This is a genomic window from Alteromonas gracilis, from assembly GCF_036870955.2.
Taxonomy (GTDB): Bacteria; Pseudomonadota; Gammaproteobacteria; order Enterobacterales; family Alteromonadaceae; genus Alteromonas; species Alteromonas gracilis_A.
In genome coordinates, this window is the sequence record NZ_CP145482.2 from 3,615,368 (window position 1) to 3,638,339 (window position 22,972).

The following is a 22,972-nucleotide window of genomic DNA, read 5'->3' on the forward strand; positions in this document are numbered from 1 at the left end:
CAGTTGTACTATGCAATTGTCTTGATAAAAAGCACTTAGCTACGCTTCTCGCCAAAAACAGAGGGTATTAAAGCCAAGATGTTTTTTTACTTGATAGACACCCAGTAAGTTTTGCGAGGCAACACCACATGCATAAGCAACGGCAGCGCCAATAACGCCATATACGGGAATAAGTATTAGGCCTAGCAGCACGCTCACCGCGCCGCTTATCAATACATTATCACGCACTTTTTTCTCAAGCCCGGTCATGCTTAACAAGTAGCCTACCGAACCAGTAGCAATATTAACAAACTGGCCTGCCGCAAGGATCATAAGTGCTGTGGCTGCGGCGCTAAAGCCTTCGCCAAACATACTCATTAGCCACTCCGGAAAAAGAAATATGAATAGTGTTGTGGGAACGGCAACCAGTAGCATCATGCGCACTGACATGATAGCCATACGCCTAACACCTTGCATGTCGTTCGCCGCATGCATGGCGGCAAATTTTGGCGCGGCAATCGTATTTACCGCAAATAGGATAAAGCTTGTTAGCATAGCGGTGCGCTGTGCCGTAGCAAAAAATGCTACGGCTTGCGCGTCTTCCCAAATGCCTAACATCAACTGCGACGACCACTGAATAACTTGATGCACTATTGCTACTGTCCATAGCGGCATACATGTGGCGCGAAGTATCGAAGAGGGGAATTCTGTTTTGTGCGCAGTCTTGGGTACAGAAGTTACCCAAAAAGAGACGCCTATAACGAGCGTAAACACACTGGCTATAACAAAATAGGATCCAATTTCTTGTGCTCTAACAACGGGTGACAACAACAATAGTAAAAGGATTGTGCTTGGCAGTAATACACTTGAAACCACCATCGATTGGGAAATTTTCTTTAACCCCTGAAGCGCCTGCGCATAGATGATATAGGTTGCCATTACAGGTACGGCGATCAACATGACTTTGAACACTGGGGTAAAGCCCGGTAGCTTGAACACGTAGTCGTTTAGCCAAGGCGCTATAGCGTAGAATATAAAGGCAAACAGCACAGAAGCCAGTAGCGTCCAGGTAACCGACTTTGCAAAAACGCTTTGTAATTGACTACCCGCTGCCGCACCATTGCCTGACACGACAGGTGGTGTTGACGCTGACACTTCCACGTCTTTGGCGATAAAGCGCACAACCGCTTGGTCAAGGCCTATACGTCCCAATGTTGCGATAATCGTGATAAGGGTAAAAGAGAGGAAAAACAGCCCGGCTTGCGTGGCACCAACAGTGCGCGTCACGACGACATTCATGGCAAACAAACTAACAGCAGCAAGCACTTTGACCACAAGACCAACCACACTGCCAAGCAACATTTCGCGCATGTGAGGCTCGGCGAAATATCGTCGCCACTTAGACACTTTTTCCATAAAGAGAGTCCTTTGCTTAGCTGTCAGAAAGAATAAAACTCTCTATGCTGTCCATTAAATCAGTATTGGCAAACTGGCCTAACGATCCTGCTTTCAATGATGAGACATCGTCTAATGTTTTATATAGCTGTTCAACATCGTAAGTTACGTAGCAGCCATCTAACTGCTCGAAATTTCTGCACGTCGCTAACTGGTGTTCGTTTCGGTGCTCGCCCAACGAGGCTCTTCGCGGGAAAACCACCACAGGTTTTGATTCAATTAGTGAAGTAATGATTGAGCCCATTGCCGCATGGGCCAACACTACCGAGGCTTTATCAAATTCTTGCTTGTAGGCTTGCTCATCCAGAAACGCACAGTACTTGATATGCTTAGGCTGATAATCGCCCTCACCTATCTGTCCGAAGATTTCAACATCTGGATGCTTGGCCGCCCATGTATCTACTGCTTCAACAAAACGGTCAAACGGAAGCTGTGTGCCTACAGTCAAAAATATCATAAAACTCTCCCTTGAAATTGCGGGCCCGATGGCTGTACTAGGTTAGGCCATTGAGTCAGCCACATATCAGCAAACGCCCCTACCTTCTTACCCGACAACGACAACTCTTCTGCGTTAGCAATGCTGTCAATCCAAATGGTCTTCGCACCAAAAAACTTGCCCAGCATGACTGCGAAAAAACCAGGCGCTGCGCCACTTGAGATAACCACATCAGGACGCTTCGTAATCATGATCCACGCCATTTGTACGAACAGAATAAGTAACTTCAGCTTTTCGTCTCCGTTTGCATCAGTGACTTTAGAAAACTTGTTGCCCATACCGTCACGATACTGGTTTGAAACATAGCTAGTGTCGTAACGGTCAAAAACTGGCTTCAGACGCATAAGTTGAATTAAGTGACCGCCCTGAGATGCTACTGCTAAAAGTTTTTTCTGTTTCATGACAATACTCCAGTTTAAGACCAATTAATTTCTACACTGGAGGTAGAGCAAAGCTCAGGCCAACTTTTATTTTACATAAAATACAAACACTTATTATTTTTTCACATTATTTTGCAATTTGCATTTCGCAAAATGAAAAGCTTCTACGACGGGCTTTTATGCAGATTGCGAAGACTTACTTTATGATAGTACATTTATAGAATATCGCGTTTTACGGTACCGTAAATGTCGAACAAGACCGACAATACTGGCTAAAGAGGGAAAAGGCGCTTTCCCATTTGTGATAAACCATTGCTTCCACTTTTCCGCGGCAAGCGCATCTTGGGTAACCATTTCTCTGTAGCGAATAGCGTCTTGCAGTTCAGTAGAGTCGCTCGCACTTTGATGTATTGTTTTATTCAACGTTGCGAATACGTTTAATACCGCGTTAAGAAAAGAAACTCTGTCTGTTCGTGACAGTGAATAAGGGGCCTCTGTCCTAAAATAGGTGGGCTGGTTGATAAACAGGCACCTTGTACTTTTCATCAGTACTTGAGCGTAAAGTAATAGGTCTTCTCCCCCTTTAATGCTTTCATCAAAACAAAGGCTGTATTCATTTAGCAGCGCAATTTTTACCAAGGGCTTAGTTGCTCCTAGCCCTTTGGCAATAAAAAAAGGCGTATCGATGGACATTGTCTGGCTGGCCTGGCAAAGATCGGTATGCTTAGCCGCATAGCAGGTTGTGGTTGCAGGCTTTACCAGGAAATAACTATCTACAACAACGTCAGCATGCTGATTGTGCGCAGCCCTAATCAATATTTCTACTCTATTAATGGCAAACCAATCGTCGGCATCAAGCACGGTAAAATATTCACCCTTGGCGTTGTTAAGCGCAAGATTTCTCGCCGCACTGGGTCCTGAGTTACTCGGCGTTTGTAGTATGCGAATTCGAGGGTTTTGCTTCGCATAACGCGTTGCAATGGCATAGGTATCATCCAATGAGCAATCATCAACAACAATGACTTCCCACGTTGTTTTTGACTGCGCCAATACTGAATCTAGCGCGCGGGAGAGCGTATCTCGAGCATTAAAAGCAGCAATGATAATAGAGACATCTATTTTCATATTATGCGCTCCAATACCCGCTAAGGTATTATCTTGATGCTGACAACTCATTGTTTAGCAGCTTGGCTAATACATCTTTTATTATTTTTACGTTAGCCGCAGATGAATATGCGCTATCGTAGCGTTCACGAGAAAGGCGAGCAGCCTCGGCAAGCTGCGCGTTATCGGTAATGAACTTTTCAATAGCATCTGACAACGCATCTTTATCGCCCGGTTCAATAAGCAGTCCTGAACGCGTATCAGGTATCGCTTCTGGAATACCTCCAACGGTGGTACTTATCACCGCCAAACCAGCAGACATTGCTTCAAGGATAGCAATAGGTAGCCCTTCATTGTGCGAAGGTAACAACAAGACATCAGCCTCTTTCATCAATTGATATTTTTGATCGCTTGATTACCCAGCCAATAACATCAAAGTACTCAGATAGTGACTTTTGTTGTATCAAGTCAGTTAGCTTATCTATCTCACCATTTCCACCAACCTTGATAGTGAACCCGGTAATGCCCTTGCGCTTTAAAGCCTCAATCGCATCGACTAAGTCATAGATACCTTTTCGCTGACCGATATAGCCCAAGAACAAAAAGCTCAGTGTGTCGCCGCGCTCAAAGCTTCTTTGTTCATAAAGCGCTTCAAAGACAGGAGAAGGAAAATTGTTTATCACCCGAATATCGTCATTATTTGAAATACCACCTACATAGTTGGCCCAGTACTCTGATAACACAAAGACGCTATCAGCATTATTCAGCACGTAGCGCACCAGTGCTTTGTAAAAACCACCAGCACTGTCGTAGGTACGAGCGAATACCGACCCATGTAAATGGAAAATAACTTTGCAGCTAAACAACCTACAAACAAAAATGAAAAGCGCCTTGCGGTAAATACTGCCCTTGTGCGAGCCATGTAAATGACAAATTGAAATCTTACCCTTTAGCAGTAAACCTAACAGCGAAGCCAATGCGCTGAAATAAACATAAAAGCGCTTAAACAAACTTCCATCATCGTGTGACACAATAAGATAGCGCTCGTAATCGTCATACACCCCTGCCTGAATGTGGTTCTCGATAACCGCATGGATCCCGCCACGCGCCTTGGTCCCTATAATGGCCACACCTTTTCGCTGTGTGTTATCGTTCATAGTTGTTCTCCTACAACAATTGCATCACGAAGTTATTACGGGTTTGCTGCGCATGTTACGCCAACCATTAGGATCGCTCTCAAGCAGCGTAATAAACCAACCAAAAATGGTCAGATGATAGAGTGACTGCGCATTTGATGACAAAGCACTGGTTAATAACAATAAAAATAACAATAGGCTTGCTTCTGGCCGTTTAAGCGCGCACACCATAAATGTCATTGATAACAGTAGTAAAAAGTAACCTGGAATACCTGTTTCACCAATCACATGCGGCCAGTAGGTGTCATAAAAGTATTGCCCAAGCTTTATCCACCACAAGTCTTTCATGGCGTTGTACTCGTAAACATTCGCTACATCCGCAGCTGCATGGCTGCCAATGGTGCCCCAACCTGCGCCCCAAAAATTGCTATCAAACAGTTCGAATACTGCTTCAACTAAGAATATAACCCTTGGCGACTCGAAGTTCTCAAGCACGTACCACGCATTGTCTTTATCAATGCTCAAAAAACTGATCAGCCACGTAAAGAAGGCAAAAACGATTAACGATAAAATAAAGCGATAATCAAAATTAAAAGCGCGCTGTACCTTTAGCGCCATTAAGGCCATAAACAGCAGCATGAGCTCTAAACGCTGAATGGCCAGGAACACAAAAACAATACACAAAAACACCATCGAATGACCAAAGCGAATATTGCCGCGTTGGTACTCCACTTTGATAAGCACCGCTGCAATGGTAAAGAACAACGCTGACTGCCCTGGATGCCAAAACCATCCGACGAACCGGGGCACTAACCTTCCCCCAAATGACCAGGCTCAAAATGTCCACCGCTTTTAAATAAGGCGTCATATGCACCTGACGCGCCTGCTTGAAAAAGGATCAGCAGCACACACAACACCATTAGAGGCTTAATGACCTTTAGCGTTCGCTTCGTCCAAACTTCATCTACTCGAGCAACAGCAAATAGCATCATCATGGGGAAAAACTTAAGCTCGTGGTAAAGCTGTACCAATATAATCTTCATGCCTTTTTGATTAGCGAGTGAAATTAGCACACCATAAGCAAGATAGCCCAAGTACAACAGCAGCGCTGCCCACCACTGAAAATTTAGCCTAGGCCTGATAACCACCACCAACAAACCAATAGCAATAATGGGAAACAGCTTTTCAAACAAATCAAACGGGCCATACAACGCAAGGTTGATTTTTTTCACCATCAAAAAGAACAGTTCCAATATGAACATGGTGAACAAAATATGGGGCACAATTGATACTTGTTTTGCTTCACTCATAACGAATAAAGTGACTCCAACAGCGAAGTATCAGCAGTATCCGGTATAATTTTGCTGCGTTCATCAGCAATAAGCGCTGAAAAATAAGCCCTATCTTCATTAATTAACGTTGGCTTTTCACCTGTATTTCGCTCCATCAAGCCTCGCTTGAGCGAGGTCACGAACTTCTCGGGAAACAAGGCAACAAACGCACTTTTCGCAAACGACTTACGCATCAACGCTTTTTGTAACATAGGAGAACGAGGCACGCCCGAGCGGTTGGCAAAGTCTTGCGTCCACTCTATTGCCGACAGTCCCAAGAATTTAGCAACCTCATCCATTACCAGCTGGTTGTTCTTCGCATAGTCTTGATAACCAATAACCCGAAGCTTAGTCACCAAATAGCGTACGTGCATATTGTGTAGCCGCAACGTAACGACTCGACTTTATATTTTGCCAAATAGGAAGGTGGTTATCGCGTTTGCCAGATAGCTCTTCCTCGAGAGCCTGCCTGAAAGTTAGTGTCTCTCTGGCATCTCTTACCAAGTGTGAATAAGCCGAAAACGCGCGTTCAATGGGGTTGCGCAGCATAATAATGAACTTTGCATTAGGATATTGTGCGTTAATAATATCGAGTGTGTCAGTGTCTTCTATCGACATGGCTGAACCATCAATAGAAAGCTTACCGGGTTCATATAGCGCCTTATATTGATTTTCATCCGTGACAAACATCTGACTAACCGTATCGTCATCTGCTGGGCCTGAGAACTGCGTGCCTCTAACCTGCGCAAAATGAAAGTGAGGTTCTTTGCGTTTAGTACGCGACACACCGTCGTGCTGCATAAGCTGATTATACAAACTGGTTGTCGCGCATTTGGTGAAACCTAATATAAATACATCTGGCACTGGCACACTCCTTTTTGATTGTCTCAGGCCTTTCACCTTCCTAAGTGCTGTATTTACACTATAGCTAAATCTGTACCAACCACTACTATTTCACATAAATCCCTTATTTACAGATATTTGCAACGATTCCCCTCGACTTACCTTATAACAACACTAGGCCATATTTCGCGTTTTGCGAATTGTTTTGAGAATCCACGCAAAATGCAGGTTTTCACCTTTTGCAAAATGAAAAACAGATCTGGTTGCACACGTACCATCACGCGCGCTAATGATTTTAATTAATCAACAAAAACAAGAGGATAGGCATAAGAAAAAGATTTTTATCGCCATTAAACTTCGAAAGGGATTGGTTCTTGCTACATTTAATGTAGTTAAAGCGTAACGCAGTATTGATGTAGCGCGTAACGAGAGGCGTTTTGGAGCTAATCTGATGAAATGGAAAAACTGGAAAAATGGGATAGTTGCTTCACTAGTTGCAATTGCGCTGAGTGGATGTATGGCGACTGAAGATCTGGTTCATGTACCTGAACACGATAACATGGCAAAAGTCGGCGAGTACGACACCAATTTGTATCGCCAATCAGTGCATATTTTCAATCCTATGCCAATAGATGAGCGGGTTGCACAATTTAATTTGCAACCGCGTGTTGATCACATTGTGTTTGTCATTGACCAGAGCTCAGCGTTAAGCGACACCATTCGGGGCCTTAGTACGCAGTTTTACGCACAGGAAGTAGTGCGCCGCTTTATCAAGACCATGCCAACCCAGCGATTCAGCAGCACTATTGTCACCTATGACGACGCCGTTGACCCACAAACATTTGCGCCTCTTGATGCCCGTTTACGCGTAGCGCCATTGCTTCCCCTAGAACTTGAAAAGCAGCTAGGTGCCCGTCGCGCTTCGCAGCATATTGAGGTTCAAACGCTGTCGATAGCACTAGACTTTGTTTCAGAGCTAGTGGGCAAATTGGACGGCCCTTCGGCTGTCGTACTGGTGACAGAGTGGGAACAAATCGATGAAAACGTTGAGAACGCAGTGATGCGTATGCGCCAGCGCGCAGACTTCACTGCAAATGCACATGTAGTCGTGCCAGAGTCGGCATCTGTGGCATGGCCGCAAAGCCAGTCTGGTTTGTGCTTTTACACTATTGGCGTGGGTAACAGATTGTCGCGTAGTCGTTTAGAAAGTGCTGACAGCTGCGGATTCTCATACGCAGTAGACAAGGTTGCCCAACCCAGCAACATGGCAAATTTTGTAGAAACCGTTTTGTACAAAGGGCCAGCTGACAATGATAACGACGGCATTTATGACTACCAAGACCGCTGCCCTGATACTCCTATGGGCAAGATAGTTGACTATAGCGGATGCCCTCGCTTTCCAGGGAATAAGTAGGGAGACATGAATATGAAACTACTTAAGACGATTGTAACAATAGTGTGTGGTGCAGGTGTGTTGATGAATACTACCTACGCACAAGTTGATACCGTGCGTGTTGCCACTGTTGAAGACCAGCAGCGTCGCGAAGCCATAATGTCGGCTCAAACGGCTAATACACAGCAAGACAACGCTAGCTTCCAAGTCATCATTAAAGATGACGGAGAGCCGCAAGACAACACGCCAACACAGCTAGAACAGAATGTATCCCAGTCGCTTCGACCGAGTAACCCTAGAGGAAGAAATTCAGCAACAGCGAGTACAAAGCAAGCTAGAGCTTTTTGGCTATGAAATGTTTGCCAATGTCGCAACAACGTTTACGCCGATTGCCGACATGCCTGTGCCCTATGGATATGTGATTGGCCCGGGCGACACCTTCACAATTCAAGCGTTCGCTGCCACCAATGTTCAATACGATTTAACTGTAACTCGCGAAGGCATGCTGCTGATACCTGATGCAGGGTCAGTTTGGGTAAGTGGGTTAACATTCGAAGAAGCGAAGCTGGCTATCTCTGAAGCAATAGAGACAAGACGTATCGGTATTAAGTCAGTTGTGACGTTATCAGAATTCCGTTCAATCCAAATAATGCTTGTTGGTGAAGTCACTAAACCAGGTAGTTACTCTGTGAGTGGTTTTTCGACTCTGATTAATGCATTAGTGGCCAGCGGCGGCATAAAGCGCACGGGCTCGTTGCGGAATATTCAAGTTAAACGCCAAGGCAAAGTGGTCACAACACTTGATTTGTATGCCTTGCTGCTAAAAGGCGATGACAGCGCTAATATTTACTTGCGCCAAGGAGACCTTATCTTCGTACCACCTATTGGCCCAACCGTGGGTATTGCTGGAGAAATTCTTCGCCCAGCTATATATGAAATAGCCAAAGAAAAAAACGTCTCAGAAGTACTGTCACTAGCAGGCGGTCTGCTTCCAACAGCTAATGCGAAAAACGCACAAATTGAGCGTATATCAAACAGTGGCATGTACACCTTAATGCAGGCCAATCTTGCTCGTAAGGGGAACAGCACAGCTGTCAAAAACGGCGACCTAATTCGTATATTCCCAGTATTGGATAAGATGGATGACGTGGTATTACTTTCAGGTCACGTATTAACGCCAGGTGGATATCAATGGTCTGAAGGGATGAAAATCTCTGACCTTATTGAATCAAAAAGCATTCTAAGACAAGGCGCAGAGTTTGATTCAGCGATGATTCAACGCGAAAACCGCGAAGAGAAGCGCACTGAAGTTATTTACTTTAACCTTTGGAATGCCATTTCTGACCGTTATTCAAACGACAACATAACGCTTCAGCCCCGTGACCAAGTCATTATTTTCGATACGCATTCTCCACGGGCGAGTCAACTATCAAAAGTCGTGAAAAAGCTAGAAAATGAAGCCACGGCAAGCAGCCCTGTAAAGATTATCGATTTTAAAGGTGCCACGCCACATCCGGGTACCTATCCATTGGAAATGGGTACACGCCTTTTGGATATGGTGAAATACACCGGTGGTTTAGAAGCGGGTGTTGACCTAGATTATGCATTACTTGCACGTACTGATTTGCAGTCGGACCGTTTGTACTTCATTAACATTTCACTGAAAGATGCAATGAACAACAAACAAGATCACAATCCACTGCTTCAGCCGAAAGATAAAGTGTACTTGTTCAATAAAGACCTTGATCGTGCTGCACTTATCAAAACACCGCTTGAGCGCGTTCAGCGCGAGACGCAATTTGGTCAACAAGCCCCCATTGTTCAAGTGTCAGGTTCAGTGTTCCACCCAGGTGCTTATCCAATGGTACCGGGTATGCGTGTAGAAGACCTGATTGCCGCCGCTGGAGGTATGAGAGAAGAAGCCTATGGTTTAGCAGCGACGCTTTCACGTCAGGTGTTGATGGACAGCGAGTTTAGCAGAACCGATTCGCGCGCCATCAGCTTAACTAAAAAAGACCCGCTGTTAGACACAACCAATTTAATTTTACACCCTAAAGATCACCTTGTGCTTCGCACCAAGCCTGAGTGGGTACAAAAGCCTCAGTTTGTAGAAATTGAGGGGGAAATTACATTCCCTGGTAAATATCGCATTGATAAGCGAGAGACCCTTTGTTCGCTTATGCAAAAGGTAGGCGGCTTTACTGAAGATGCTTACCTTTTCGGCACCGTGTTTTTGCGTGAAAGCGTGCGCGAAAAAGAACAAAAAGCCTTAGATAGAATGTTTGACCAGCTAGAGCGTTTATTGGCTGACTCGCATGTATCGCAAGGTGTGAATAAAGATGAAAAAATGCCAAAAGATCAGCGCGCCAAAGATGTATTCGACGTGCTGAAGAAAATGTCGCCGGAAAAAGCAATAGGCCGTATGGTGGTTGACGTGCACAGTGCAGTAACGCGCTGCGATGAATCGTCTGACATTGTTCTTGAAGACGGCGACCGTATTTTAGTACCTAAATACCAAGATGATGTCAGCGTTATCGGTCAGGTGTACTTCCCTACCTCACACAAATACAGAAATGACCGCGCCGCGCTCGACTATATTGGCCTAAGCGGTGGTGTAAAAGAGCTTGGTCAGTACGAGCATGCGTACATTGTGCAAGCCAATGGCGAGGTAATGTCGGTTCGCTCAAGTACAAGTTCGTGGGGCTGGTTTAACTCTCCTGCCAATGTAAAAGTCACACCTGGTTCAACCATCTTTGTTCCGCTAAGTGTTGATCGCATTAATGGTCGCGAGTCAGTCGAGAAGTGGGTAGATATTTTCTATAAGAATATTATCGCTACTGCAATGATCGCGAACCTAATGAACTAGAAGTTGGAGTAAGGACGTTATGGCTAACAAAAATAATGAAAGCCAACATGTTGCTGAATACGAGTTGCTGCTGAAGTTCTTGCATCAACTCTTCAGCTACAAGTTTCGCATTGCCATGGTGGCTATTTTAGGGGCAGGTATTGTAGCTGGCATATCACTGATGCTCGATAACCGCTATTCATCACAAGCTACCGTCGCCATCAATATCAGTGAAGATCCAGGTGGTGTTCAGCCAAACAACTACCGAGGCGTAAACACTATTGGCGTCTTAGAATACGACTTCATTATTGATGGTATACAGGCGAATGAAAGAGAGCGCTTGCTGGCTAGAATGGACTCGTTTGGCTATATCTGTGCGTTTATTAACGAGCAAAACTTATTGCAGTGGCTGTACGAAGAAAGCTGGGACGCGACAACACAACAATGGATTGAAGGCTTTGAGCCCGATATGCGAGAGGCGGTTAAGAAATTTAAGTCAGATGCGCTTTATGTGTTTATGGATAAAAAAACCGATTTACTCAATATTCGCATCACATCAAAGTCGCCTGAGTTTTCTACCCAGCTTGCTAATGCCTTTGTGCGTTCATTCAATGAGTATCTTCGCAGGCTCGATTTAGAAGAAATACAAAGCCGTCGAAGCTATCTAGAACAGCGTCTTAGCGAAATAAAGAATGCTGAAATTCAGCGCTCTATTTTTCGTCTTCTTGAAACGCAATTAGCGGTTGAGTCGCTAATTAATGCACGAGCAAACTATCCATTAGAAGTTATCCAGCCTGCCACTGTTCCGCTCTTTGAGTCTTACCCAGCGCGTAAGCAATGGACGGCTATTACATTTATTCTGCTTTTGTTTTTAGGCGTTGTGTTTGTGGTATCGATGAACGTGGTGAAAGCCCTACGTCGTGACCTTAAGGCGTATGCCGCTAGGTTTGAGCCCAAGAAACTTAATCCGCCTAAACGCTCTCATGATCTCTAGGAGTACATAATGAGAAATATCATGAATAAGATTCGAGCGAATAGATTTGAAAATCATCTTGTGACCTACGCCATCTTATATTTTTTGTTATTGTCGCCACCTCGGGCCTTTCAAATCAAGATCAATGAGCGGGCGAACGGTGGTGAGCTAGCGAAATTTCCTACATTTTTTATTGTGGCAATAGAGCTTGTAGTACGTGTGGCAGTTGTCCTTATTCTTGCAGCTAGTGTTGAGGCGGTAATGGGAAATACCCTTTATGAGACATACCGTATGGACATTTTCTTTGTAGCATTAGTGTTAATAGGCGCTGCACACAGTGCCGTTTTCTTTCTAACCTTCAACAACAAACAAGCCAGACAAGTGAGTCACGCTGCACTTTTCATCTATCGATTTGTTCGAAACAGTGGATATGCTGTTTTAATGGGGTTCGCCAGCATTGTGCCAGTATTAATTTGGAACTGGGATCATGAACTTGCCCCCTTTAAAGGCGATAGCGCGATTACTATCTATCTAGCGACCGCGGGAATATTTTTCGTGTTAGGGATTATAGAGGCCAAGATAATGAACAGGACGCCACTTGGTTCAGAAGCGAAACCAGCCCTAGCTTCTAGACAATCGGTTCAATCACAGTAGTTACCGATATTACGCATCACGCGTTCTCAAAAGCGCTCCATTTTTGTGGAGCGCACGTTCTTTTGAAGCCTGCTTAGTTATACTGATGATTAACCGAAAGGTACATCAATCTCCTGACTAGGCTCGGTAAACCACTTGGGGCCCTCATTTGTCATGTAGAAATGATCTTCTAAACGGATACCAAATTCATTCGGTACGACTATCATCGGCTCATTACTAAAACACATTCCTTGAGCCAAAGGCTGAGGGTTATCTTTCACTAAGTACGGCCACTCGTGAATGTCCATACCAATGCCATGTCCAGTCCGATGAGGGAGCCCAGGAAGGTTGTAGTCAGGACCTAGGCCATCGTGTTGTAAACTCAACCTAGCGGCATTGTCTACATCACCACAGCTAACGCCAAGTTGTGCAGCATCAAAAGCCGCTTGCTGAGCACGCTTCTCACTGTTCCAAATAGCGACTTGCTTGGCACTTGGTGTGCCATAGCAGTACGTTCGAGTGATGTCTGAGAGGTAACCGTGCACCTTACAGCCCGTGTCTATCAGCACCATATCGTTTAGCTGCAGAACTTGTGGGTCTTTTACACCATGTGGGTACGACGTGGCTTTACCAAACAATACAATACAGAAGTAGCTTCCGCTGGCTCCCACTTTCTTGTGAGCTTGATTGATAAAACTTTCAACTTCAGTGGTTGTTATTCCCTCATAAAGAATACTTGCCGCTGCTTTGTGCACAGACAGTGTCATATCCATCGCGCGCTGAATGAGAGCAATCTCATTGGCTGACTTATGCATACGGCAGTGCGCCGTTACTTCTGAGCCATTAATTATTAGGGAAGTGCTTGGCAACAGTTTGTTGATTCCATCAACAATGAAAAACGGTGTTGATTCATCAATAGCGATACGAGTGTTGCCTGATGTTGCTATTGACTGCACTTCGTCGACTAAAAGTGCATAAGGGCTTTCATGTTCTTGCCACCCTTTAATCTCGCCCGATACAACTTGTCGCTCTTTAAGAGAATCAATTTCAAAGGCTGGTGCTAAATAGACAAGCTCACCTTCGACAGGCAAAATTGCCCCAACAAGGCGCTCGCTGGGATACCACTGCATACCGGTAAAATAGGTAAGATTTGTCCCCGCATTCAGATACAGCGCACCAATATTATTTTCTCGCATATACGCTTGCGCTTTTTCAATGCGCATCTCGTGCTCTTGCAATTGAATAGGCGTAAGGTCTAATGTCATATCAGACAGCGCATCGAGAGCCTGCTGTGGCGTTTTACCGCCGATACCGTTTGTATGCAAATTTGTCATTGTTTTTATCATTTTCGTTTTAGGCTGTAGGTAGCTGCATCATACGTAAGTTTCGCATTCTGATGAAGTCTTACGAGTTGTAACAGGCCATGAGAAAGCTTTGTGTATTCCTATACTTATTGGCATACTTAACAAAGTTCGAATATATAAAACAAACAATAAAGCCACCACATGGACGTCAACCCGCACACCTCATCTTTGCCAACAGAAATAACATTTGCAGGCTGGTTAATAGCGCCCCACGCAAACCTTTTGAGCTACGATTCAACACCTGTTGATATTGAGCCACTGCTTTTCGATTTATTGCTCTATTTTACGCTGCGCCAAGGAACAATAGTGACTCGGCAGCAATTAATCGATGAAGTATGGAAGCAGAAGTTTGTCGACGACAACGCGATAAATAGAGCTATGTCGACACTAAGGCGAATACTGAAGCGTGCACCTGACGCTCCAACGTTTATCAAAACCCATTACAAGAAGGGTTATAGTTTTGTACCCGACGTAAATATTGTCTTTGCAAAAGAGAAAGTGCCGCTTCAACAGGAAACATCGGACTCGCCTGCAGAGCCCTCAGCACATGAGATAGAGCCCTCAGCGCGAGAGATAGCCCCCTCAGCGCGCGAAATAGCCCCTCCTTCAGCGTTGCAAACTACACCCTCTGCGGTAAGTGAAACGTCATTAGTTGCAGAAAGTGCTTCCTCAGCAAATGAAAGTGCCCCTAAAACTCAGGATAAGACGTTTTCTAAGGCCCCAATTGCTCAAGACAAAAGCTCAGATAATCAGGCCCCTGTAATAGGCCAGTACAGCTGACAAGCAGCGTTTCGAGCCCATCACGATCGCAAGTGTGATAGTGATTGCGCTAGCAATACTCATTTTTACGTATTCAACAACGTCAAATACCGAAAAGGTAGATCAAGATACTAATGAGGCACTAACATCTGCCGAGATTATTGATGCTATTGCCAGTAGAACGAATATGCTCTCAGATCGTGGCGTAGTGTTTTCACCCAAAATTAACAGGGAAAAAAGCGCACTGGCGTATTCATTTATTCCGGAAAATGCCCAACGACTGGGGCTTTACGCCAAAGACCTGACAACCTTACGTACTTATGAGATTGATAGACGCGACGGCGACTTATTCCCAATAGCATGGCTTCGAAATGAAGTGATTGTTTACCAACATATAAACGCAGTTGAAGACACACTGACCTGTGAAGTAATAAAGGCCACACTAGCGCCGGATTTTACACCTTTAAATAAAGAGACACTGTTTGACTGCGATAATCAGTTCACCATCGCTGGCAGTCTAATTAACGAGGGTAACGACCTCATCTATACCAAGTTTAATTACCGCGGCGCGCCCGGCGCTGCTGCTGTGTACGGTCGAAATTTAACGACTGGTACCGAGTACCAAATCACCTCACCTCTTATCGTCAGCAGGGGCGACTACTATGCTAAGGCCGCCCCCGATGAAAAGGCCATTGTCTACGTACGTGCTGACCGTAATGGTTCTACCATTATGCTGACAGACATTGAAGGCAGTGAGCAGCGCGAACTTTTAGATGTTGATTACATTGTAAGTTCAATTACTTGGAGTAATGACAGCAAAGAAATATCTTGGCTTGACCCTTATAAATGGCAGCTACATACGCTAAATGTACTTTCTGGAAAAGAAAACGTGTTAGCGCTTAGCTTCGACTATGCATTTAACAAATTTATGGGTATAGAGATGGTAGATAGTCATCGTTTGGTCTTCGCAAGCCAGTTCACTGACAGTGATATCGTCGCGCTGGATCTTCACAATACGCTTGCTCCCTTATCAAAAGTAGCAACCTCTAACTCTTATGAGCAGTCTTTTGTCTCAACTTCCCAAGCAGGGAATGGGTATTACCTTGTGTTTGGCAGCACAACCAGCCTTTGGAAGCTTGAGGATGGCGTACACAAAAAAATGGTGGATATCCCGTTAAAGAGAGTGAGACATTTATCAATCTCGCCTGATGGAAATGCAATATTGGTTGCTAACGCCGATAACGTTCTTATCTATCGTGACCACTTCACTTCTGAGGCCACTCTTGAGCAAAAACACAGAATGAGCCAAGTAGAATGGATTGATAACGACAGGTTAGCGGTTGTTTTTGGCGAGCCTAAAAATGCAAAAGCGGGCGTGTTGACCATCAGCACAAACACGCTAGAAGCATTAGAAGGCCAAAACACCGCCTACATCAGTGTGATAGACAAGAACAGGATCGCTGTGATAACCCCCACCCTGACGGTAAAAATGCTAGATATTGAATCAAATGCCGTGTTGTTTAATCAGGATTTGACGGGAACCCAAACTCCCCTTTTTAAGGCCGATAGCCAATATATTTACTATACCAAAAGCGTAAATCAGGTAGTAAGGCGCCCATGGTCAGGCACTTTGGATGACGATGAATTGCTGATTACATCGGAACTGGGAAATATTGGTACTATCAACATTGACAACACTACCGAAGCTAACACTTTGTATATTTCAGTAGTAAAGCTAGGTATTAATACCTTGTATGACGTTCAGGTCGCGCAGTAATAGAAGGGAGCCACGACTTAGAAAATGAAAGCTAAATGGCAGTGTTGTGAACACAGCAACATTGCCAATACACTTTACTTATGTTGTCAGAAAAAGACGTTCATTTTAAAAAGGCGCGTGAAGGTCTTTCGCATTGTTAGGTATAGTCCAACGTTGTGCGGCATTGTGATCCAGTGTCTCACCCACCACTCTTGGGATTTGCATACTATCACCGTAAAGCCACAATACCATGTTACTCCTAGTGCCACTGGTAATAGGCTGTGCCGCATGCGGCACGCTACCGCGATGCAGCATCGCAACGCCGGATTGAAAAACCGTACGCGTAACTTTTGATGTTGACGAGTTAAAGAAATCAACTTCAGATCCCGTAAAACTCTCCCTTTCAAGGTTCAAATTTATATTCATTGTGGCGGCCGATGCATCGGTGTGCGGGCGCAAGGATGTATCCATTCCCTCTTGGTACTGAATAGAAAAACCAAACGTCTGCGTATCAAACCCCATTATTTCAGGAAACAACAAACGTGAAATTGGGCGCATATACCTATCCATAACCAGCTGATAAAACTGCTGAAAAGCTGGCGCCGCTAGATACCCTTCTGAGCGCTTGTCCAACATACCGCCATTGCGATTAAGCGCAATACCATAGGGTGGTCTAAGTGGAATACCCGCATTGGCGACTTCATATAAATACGAACGAAGCTGGGCAAGTTTATCAACATCGAAAAATTGTGCTTGATATACACCAGGCAGCACTTCTTCCCATAAGTTGGCAACCTCAACCTCGCGTTCTGGATGTTGCCACGCTTGACGTACGGCATCGCGCAACGGTTTAGCAATCAGGGATTCATTAATGTGTTCTCCCAAAGCGGTATGCTCAGTGTCCCATTCAGACCAGGCAGCCTCTAGCAACTCACGGTTACTATCCCAGAACTGCTGTACGCTTGGCGCTCGTTTTAGCATTTCGTCTCTAGAAAGAAGGGTAAGCGCTCGAGCGCTAGCGAGAGCACCTAAACCAGCAGATGACAAAGATTGTGGTGAATGCATAACAATTTCTCCTCATGTTCAGGCAATGCGAAACGCAGTGCCAACATTTCAATAGGAGCATGCTATTACACAACAAAAAACATAAAAATAGATTGATTTAAGAATTAGTTTATAGATTTCATTGATAATATTATCTTCTTAACCGACAAATCGCGCTCGGCTTGCTTCAACCTTTTCAAGTAACCACTTCGTAAATGCCTGAAACCTAGCTTGTGAGTGCGTCTCTTTATGCGTTGCTAACCAAAAGGTGCGTTTAATATGGATGTTATTATCTAATAATCTTACAAGCCCTTCGTTTGCTTCAGCAATAAAGATAGGCAGAATCCCCACGCCAGCCCCATTTATCAGCATTTGATATTGCGCATTAATACTTGTACTGCGTAAGGGGCTAAGCTGCGCCAATGCAGTTTCTTCAATAAATTTTAGCTGAGGCGCATAAACAAGGTCTGGAACATAACTCACTAAATTGAACTGGCTGAGCTCTTGTAGTGTTTTAGGCTTAGACGTTTCAACAAGCGACTGATGCGTATACAAATAAAGGCTATAGTCGGTAAGCTTTTGCGTAACGAGTAGCCCCTTGTTTGGCTTTTCTAGCAAAATAGCCATGTCTGCTTCGCGCTTATTCAGGTTTAAAAAGCCGCTGGTCGCCACTAATTCAATACAAATGCCAGGGTATAGCCGTTTAAATTCAGGTAATAGTGGCGCCAAAAACCAGCTGCCAAACCCTTCTGATACGCTTACGCGAATAGTGCTTAGCTAGATGAGAACGTTCATCGCTAAGCTCGTTCTGCGCCTCTAGAAAATAATGCTCGGCTTTTTCAATATAACGAACGAGTTCACTGCCTTGGGACGTGAGCACATAACCTTTTTTTGTCAGTTCAAATAACTTGCAATTTAGCGAATCCTCCAGCTTTTTTACACGACGTATTAATGTTGTCGGGTCTACACCTAAACCTTTAGCTGCAATAGCTACACGACCATTTCTTGCCAACCCAAGAAACAGTCGCATGTCATCCCAATTCATAATTTCACCTGCATTTTTACAGCACTTAGCTGCAAGTATATGTATTGCTATTGCAAACACAAGGTTTCAATATTGTTAATATATTTTTGAAGCGCTTAGTCAGGAGCCACGTCATGAGAAAAATTGTTCACTTTATTGCTGGTAAAGATTTTGAGGATAGCAGCGAGCGTACATCGCCAGTGTACGCGCCAAACACTGGCGAAGTTCAGGCCGAAGTAAGTTTAGCCAATAGCGCCACGCTTGAATATGCCATTGATACTGCAAGGGCAGCGCAAGCTGAATGGGCCGCTACCAACCCTCAGCGACGTGCTCGTGTTATGTTTAAGTTCAAAGAACTGGTAGAAGCTAACCGCGATCGCCTTGCCGCACTACTTTCAAGCGAACACGGTAAAGTACTTGTTGATGCGCAGGGTGATATTCAGCGCGGTCTTGAGGTTATCGAGTTCGCGTGCGGCATTCCCCATGCTCAAAAAGGAGAATATACCGAAGGTGCAGGCCCTGGTATTGACGTTTATTCAATGCGTCAAGCGCTAGGCGTTGTTGCGGGTATTACACCGTTCAACTTTCCAGCCATGATCCCTATGTGGATGTTTGGTGTGGCTATTGCGTGCGGCAATGCTTTTATCCTCAAACCTTCTGAGCGCGATCCATCGGTTCCTGTGGAACTTGCAAAGCTTATGATTGAAGCCGGGTTACCCGCGGGCGTACTTAACGTTGTTCACGGTGACAAAGAAGCGGTAGACGGCATTTTAGATCATCAAACCGTTAAGGCAGTCAGCTTCGTCGGCTCATCAGATATTGCTAATTACGTGTACGAGCGCGGCGCACGCGCAGGTAAGCGAGTGCAAGCAATGGGTGGAGCAAAAAACCACGGTATTGTTATGCCAGATGCTGATTTAGACCAGGTTGTCACCGACCTTGTGGGTGCAGCCTATGGTTCTGCCGGTGAACGCTGCATGGCATTGCCTGTTGTAGTGCCAGTCGGTGACGAGACCGCAGAAAAACTGAAAGCCAAACTTATTCCTGCCATTAAAGCCATTATGGTGAGTAACAGTGAAGATCCTAACGCGCACTACGGCCCTGTTGTTACCGCAGCGCACAAAGCGCGAGTAGAAGGCTATATCGACTTAGCCATCGAAGAAGGCGCAGAGCTAGTATACGACGGTAGAAACAGCCAAATTCCAGCAGATAGCAATGGTTACTTTATTGGCCCAACATTCTTTGACCATGTGACCAAAGACATGCGTTCTTACAGAGAAGAAATTTTTGGCCCGGTACTTCAGATGGTGCGCGCTAAAGACTTCAACGAAGCAGTAAGCCTTGCAAGCGATCATCAATACGGTAACGGTGTTGCTATGTATACGCGAAATGGCCATGCCGCACGTGAGTTTGCCCAGCGCGTCAATGTAGGCATGGTAGGTATTAATGTACCTATTCCAGTGCCTGTGGCATACCACACATTTGGTGGATGGAAGCGTTCGGCATTTGGCGATACAAACCAACACGGTATGGAGGGCGTGAAGTTCTGGACCAAAGTGAAAACCATTACCCAACGCTGGCCTGATGGCTCAGATACTAACGATAACGCCTTTGTTATTCCAACCATGGGCTAAGATAGCGAGGACATGACAATGACAACAGTAGCATTTATTGGCCTAGGTAATATGGGCTCAGGCATGGCGGATAACCTTGTCAAAAATGGCTTCAATGTAGTTGCGTTTGACTTAAGTGAAGCGGCACTGGCTAAAGCCAAAGACGCTGGCTGCGCTATTGCGCAAAGTACACAAGAAGCCGTAAGTAATGCCGATATCGTGGTAACTATGTTGCCAGCGGGCAAACATGTGATGGACATATACACATCGCAGATCCTTGATAATGTGGGTGGAAACACGCTGCTTATCGACTGCTCGACCATTGATGTTGAAACCGCTAATAAAGTCTCTGAACTGGCTGCAAGTAAAGAGCTTCAAATGCTTGATGCTCCGGTGTCTGGTGGCATTGCCGCCGCAGCTGGCGGTACACTAACCTTTATGGTTGGTGGAGACAAAGAAGCGTTTGAAAAAGCACAAGGCGTGCTTGGCGCCATGGGTAAGAAAATTGTACACGCTGGCGGACACGGCGCAGGGCAAGCAGCAAAAATCTGCAACAACATGCTACTAGGCGCAACCATGATAGCCACGTGTGAAAGCTTTCAACTTGCCACCAAGCTTGGCTTAGACGCCCAAGTTTTTTTCGATATTGCCTCGAATGCATCGGGCCAGACATGGTCTATGACAAGCTACTGCCCAGTGAAAGGCGTAGGCCCGCAAAGCCCAGCCGACAATGACTTTGCAGGCGGTTTTGCATCAGCGTTAATGCTTAAAGACTTAGGTCTTGCCATGCAGGGCGCTAAGGGTGTGGATGCTCAGGTGCCTATGGGTGAACTTGCAGCAAAGTGGTTTGAAATGCACTGCGAAGAAGGTAATTCGAGCATGGACTTCTCATCTATCATCAACCGCCTAGCGTAGTCCCAACTTACACGCTCTTAAAAACAAAAAGCCAACAGTGTTGGCTTTTTTTGTGTACGCAGTAATTTAGCGTAATGATGACAGCACGCTAATCGTGGCCACCACAACAACCAGAAGAATGCTCTGCCCAATTTTTCAATTTTGTGGTTTTACCAATACCTGGGTTAAAGCTGTTTGTTGGGTCGAGCTCACGATAAAAGTTTTTGAGTGCGTCTTTAGCAAAATACTCATGCCCCACATTATGTTCAGCTGGGTACTCAGCGCTTCGCGCGTCAAACGTTTCCAAAATTTTACCTTTAAGCACTTTCGCGTCGGCACCCTTTTTCAACACATAGTTCTGGTGCATCACGTGGCAAAACAAGTGGCCGTAATACAACTTGGTATCTATTTTATCGTCTATTTCTTTAGGCAGTACTTCAAACCAGTCGGGATCATTTCGTCGAAGTGCCACATCAATGGTCATCATAGCGCCGACCTCTTTGCTGTGCATAACGTGATATCTGCCTATTGCACCACCCGCTACAAAGCGATGTAAGATTGCCTTATCTGCCTCTTCTTCAGTACATTCAAAGTAACTACCTTCATTTGTTTTGAAGAATTCATCAAGATACGCCTTTGCCTCGTCAACGCCGTCGTTACTCATCTCCAAAATCCAATGATGCTGATATTTGTCGCGGTAGTCTTCCATTCTTTTTGGCAAATGGTTGGGGAATAGGTAGCTCATGTACTGCATTACACGATCTGACATTTTATTCGGTAAAAAGCCCAATTTGTCGGTAAATGCATCGAACTTACGCTTAAACGCGAAAAGCTTAGGAATAAATTTAGCACCTAATTTACTAATAACGATAAACATGTCTTTACCGTACTTTTTAGATACGTCGTAGCAATCGCGGTGTAAATACTCACCTGAATCTGGCAGGTTTTTAAACGTAGAGAGAATATCGCGGCGTACTTTTGTAAACACCGCGGCGTCGTTAGAGCCTACGTAGAACACCTGTTTCTTTTCAGGAATAGGAAAGGTGTCTAATCGAACTGCAAATACTGCTAGTTTGCCTGCACACCCTGATGCCTCGTGTAGTCTGCGACCATCATTGTTAAAACGCGACGGTGTATCTGAGTCAACGTCGCGCACGCGCTCATCGTATTCATTATCAGACGCCCTTGCATCAGGATGTTTAACATCACTCGCTTGATAGCGTTTTTGTTCAAGGTTGGTCAGTATTTCTTCTGGTTCGCTTCCAAGATCAATACCTAAGTTATTAACCAGCGACAGGTCACCATTTGCATTGATTTGAGCAAAAAGCGAGAGTTCGGTATACGCTGGCCCGCGTTTAACTAATGCTCCCCCCGAATTGTTGCAAATGCCGCCAACAATAGACGCGCCAATACAGGATGAGCCAATGACCGAATGAGGCTCTCGGCCGTAAGGCGCTAATGTCTCTTCAAGGCCAAACAGTGTGCTTCCCGCTAAACCAACTATCTGCTTTCCATCGTCCACCAGTTGAATATCGTCGATACGCATAGTACTGATAATGACAAGTGGGCGATCGTAGTCTTTACCATCAGGGGTTGAACCACCCGTTAGGCCAGTGTTTGCGGCTTGCATAATAACCGCCACATCCGCTTCAACACACAGCTTAAGCACGCGCCAAATTTCCACAAGTGAACCAGGACGAACAACCGCGAGGGCCTCACCCGCGCCAAAACGAAAACCTTTACAATAAGGCTGTTTTTTCGCTTGATCAGTTAACAAATAGGCTTGCCCTACTACATCGCGCATCGATGTAATCAAAGACTGTGTGTCAACGTTTACGGTCATGGTTCTCTCTGTGGTGTTAGTGGAAAATGACATTGGTGACGAACTATACACTAATCATTTTTTTAACAAAGGGGGCAGGTGCATTTTGCACCGACAATTTACTTATA

General features: G+C 45.0%; 24 protein-coding genes. 9 read left to right on the plus strand and 15 right to left on the minus strand.

All coding sequences use genetic code 11. From position 1 onward, the window contains the following. Positions 1–39: 39 nt before the first annotated feature. From V6N89_RS17410 to V6N89_RS17455, 10 genes are all read right to left on the minus strand, one after another. Positions 40–1,395 carry an oligosaccharide flippase family protein gene (locus V6N89_RS17410; RefSeq protein ID WP_338518681.1) on the minus strand — a complete coding sequence of 452 codons (1,356 nt, stop codon included), beginning with the start codon at positions 1,393–1,395 and terminating at the stop codon, positions 40–42. A 16-nt stretch (positions 1,396–1,411) separates the two neighbouring features. Then, positions 1,412–1,891 carry a glycosyltransferase gene (locus tag V6N89_RS17415; protein ID WP_338518682.1) on the minus strand — a complete coding sequence of 160 codons (480 nt, stop codon included), beginning with the start codon at positions 1,889–1,891 and terminating at the stop codon, positions 1,412–1,414. Beyond that, a complete protein-coding gene (locus tag V6N89_RS17420) occupies positions 1,888–2,331 on the minus strand; it encodes a hypothetical protein (protein ID WP_338518683.1) in 444 nt (147 codons plus the stop codon). Before V6N89_RS17420 ends, V6N89_RS17415 begins: the two co-directional genes overlap by 4 nt. Positions 2,332–2,511: 180 nt before the next feature. Next, on the minus strand, positions 2,512–3,435 hold the full coding sequence (locus tag V6N89_RS17425) for a glycosyltransferase family 2 protein (RefSeq protein ID WP_338518684.1): 924 nt from the start codon (positions 3,433–3,435) through the stop codon (positions 2,512–2,514). Between the two features lie 28 nt (positions 3,436–3,463). Continuing rightward, entirely contained in the window at positions 3,464–3,787 is a 324-nt protein-coding gene (locus V6N89_RS17430) for a glycosyltransferase (RefSeq protein WP_338518685.1), read from the minus strand. A gap of 4 nt (positions 3,788–3,791) precedes the next feature. Then, a complete protein-coding gene (locus V6N89_RS17435; RefSeq protein ID WP_338518686.1) occupies positions 3,792–4,571 on the minus strand; it encodes a glycosyltransferase in 780 nt (259 codons plus the stop codon). A gap of 24 nt (positions 4,572–4,595) precedes the next feature. Next, positions 4,596–5,360, minus strand: a complete 765-nt coding sequence (locus V6N89_RS17440; RefSeq protein ID WP_346993028.1) for a hypothetical protein — start codon at positions 5,358–5,360, stop codon at positions 4,596–4,598. Beyond that, positions 5,360–5,860: a hypothetical protein gene (locus V6N89_RS17445; protein ID WP_346993029.1), complete on the minus strand. Its 501-nt coding sequence runs from the start codon at positions 5,858–5,860 to the stop codon at positions 5,360–5,362. The genes V6N89_RS17440 and V6N89_RS17445 overlap by 1 nt, the downstream gene beginning before the upstream one ends. Further along, positions 5,857–6,255: a hypothetical protein gene (locus V6N89_RS17450; RefSeq protein WP_346993030.1), complete on the minus strand. Its 399-nt coding sequence runs from the start codon at positions 6,253–6,255 to the stop codon at positions 5,857–5,859. Before V6N89_RS17450 ends, V6N89_RS17445 begins: the two co-directional genes overlap by 4 nt. After that, positions 6,230–6,745: a sulfotransferase gene (locus V6N89_RS17455; protein WP_338518689.1), complete on the minus strand. Its 516-nt coding sequence runs from the start codon at positions 6,743–6,745 to the stop codon at positions 6,230–6,232. Before V6N89_RS17455 ends, V6N89_RS17450 begins: the two co-directional genes overlap by 26 nt. 430 nt (positions 6,746–7,175) lie before the next feature. Between V6N89_RS17455 and V6N89_RS17460 the strand changes: the two genes are divergently transcribed. The 5 genes from V6N89_RS17460 to V6N89_RS17480 are packed head-to-tail and all read left to right on the plus strand — an operon-like array spanning position 7,176 to position 12,589. Further along, entirely contained in the window at positions 7,176–8,138 is a 963-nt protein-coding gene (locus tag V6N89_RS17460; protein WP_338518690.1) for a hypothetical protein, read from the plus strand. A 12-nt stretch (positions 8,139–8,150) separates the two neighbouring features. Continuing rightward, positions 8,151–8,471 (plus strand): hypothetical protein, encoded by a 321-nt coding sequence (locus V6N89_RS17465; protein WP_338518691.1) that lies wholly within the window; start codon positions 8,151–8,153, stop codon positions 8,469–8,471. Beyond that, complete coding sequence (locus V6N89_RS17470) at positions 8,383–10,983, plus strand: polysaccharide biosynthesis/export family protein (RefSeq protein ID WP_346993031.1); 2,601 nt, start codon at positions 8,383–8,385, stop codon at positions 10,981–10,983. The genes V6N89_RS17465 and V6N89_RS17470 overlap by 89 nt, the downstream gene beginning before the upstream one ends. Positions 10,984–11,002: 19 nt before the next feature. Then, positions 11,003–11,956, plus strand: a complete 954-nt coding sequence (locus tag V6N89_RS17475; protein WP_338518695.1) for a hypothetical protein — start codon at positions 11,003–11,005, stop codon at positions 11,954–11,956. Positions 11,957–11,977: 21 nt separating this feature from the next. Next, positions 11,978–12,589, plus strand: coding sequence for a hypothetical protein (locus V6N89_RS17480; protein ID WP_338518696.1), 612 nt, complete (start codon positions 11,978–11,980; stop codon positions 12,587–12,589). A gap of 89 nt (positions 12,590–12,678) precedes the next feature. Here V6N89_RS17480 and V6N89_RS17485 read toward each other — a convergent pair whose 3' ends face one another. Beyond that, positions 12,679–13,902, minus strand: a complete 1,224-nt coding sequence (locus tag V6N89_RS17485; protein WP_338518697.1) for a M24 family metallopeptidase — start codon at positions 13,900–13,902, stop codon at positions 12,679–12,681. Between the two features lie 171 nt (positions 13,903–14,073). Between V6N89_RS17485 and V6N89_RS17490 the strand changes: the two genes are divergently transcribed. Together V6N89_RS17490 and V6N89_RS17495 are read left to right on the plus strand one after the other, a co-directional pair. Beyond that, the gene (locus tag V6N89_RS17490) at positions 14,074–14,712 is read left to right on the plus strand and encodes a winged helix-turn-helix domain-containing protein (protein ID WP_338518698.1); all 639 of its coding nucleotides are present in this window, start codon (positions 14,074–14,076) and stop codon (positions 14,710–14,712) included. 34 nt (positions 14,713–14,746) lie between these two features. Beyond that, positions 14,747–16,468 carry a TolB family protein gene (locus V6N89_RS17495; protein WP_338518699.1) on the plus strand — a complete coding sequence of 574 codons (1,722 nt, stop codon included), beginning with the start codon at positions 14,747–14,749 and terminating at the stop codon, positions 16,466–16,468. Positions 16,469–16,573: 105 nt separating this feature from the next. Here V6N89_RS17495 and V6N89_RS17500 read toward each other — a convergent pair whose 3' ends face one another. The 3 genes from V6N89_RS17500 to V6N89_RS17510 all read right to left on the minus strand — a co-directional run bounded on the left by V6N89_RS17500 (position 16,574) and on the right by V6N89_RS17510 (position 18,536). Further along, positions 16,574–17,512 (minus strand): 2OG-Fe(II) oxygenase, encoded by a 939-nt coding sequence (locus tag V6N89_RS17500; protein WP_338518700.1) that lies wholly within the window; start codon positions 17,510–17,512, stop codon positions 16,574–16,576. A 138-nt stretch (positions 17,513–17,650) separates the two neighbouring features. Then, positions 17,651–18,220 carry a substrate-binding domain-containing protein gene (locus V6N89_RS17505; RefSeq protein WP_338518701.1) on the minus strand — a complete coding sequence of 190 codons (570 nt, stop codon included), beginning with the start codon at positions 18,218–18,220 and terminating at the stop codon, positions 17,651–17,653. Then, complete coding sequence (locus V6N89_RS17510) at positions 18,201–18,536, minus strand: LysR family transcriptional regulator (RefSeq protein WP_338518702.1); 336 nt, start codon at positions 18,534–18,536, stop codon at positions 18,201–18,203. Before V6N89_RS17510 ends, V6N89_RS17505 begins: the two co-directional genes overlap by 20 nt. Before the next feature lie 113 nt (positions 18,537–18,649). Between V6N89_RS17510 and V6N89_RS17515 the strand changes: the two genes are divergently transcribed. Both V6N89_RS17515 and mmsB read left to right on the plus strand, forming a co-directional pair. Continuing rightward, positions 18,650–20,149: a CoA-acylating methylmalonate-semialdehyde dehydrogenase gene (locus V6N89_RS17515; protein WP_346993032.1), complete on the plus strand. Its 1,500-nt coding sequence runs from the start codon at positions 18,650–18,652 to the stop codon at positions 20,147–20,149. Positions 20,150–20,167: 18 nt separating this feature from the next. Then, positions 20,168–21,043 (plus strand): 3-hydroxyisobutyrate dehydrogenase, encoded by an 876-nt coding sequence (gene mmsB / locus V6N89_RS17520; protein WP_338518703.1) that lies wholly within the window; start codon positions 20,168–20,170, stop codon positions 21,041–21,043. Positions 21,044–21,131: 88 nt separating this feature from the next. Here mmsB and dld read toward each other — a convergent pair whose 3' ends face one another. Then, positions 21,132–22,865: a D-lactate dehydrogenase gene (gene dld / locus V6N89_RS17525; protein ID WP_338518704.1), complete on the minus strand. Its 1,734-nt coding sequence runs from the start codon at positions 22,863–22,865 to the stop codon at positions 21,132–21,134. Positions 22,866–22,972 lie beyond the last annotated feature (107 nt).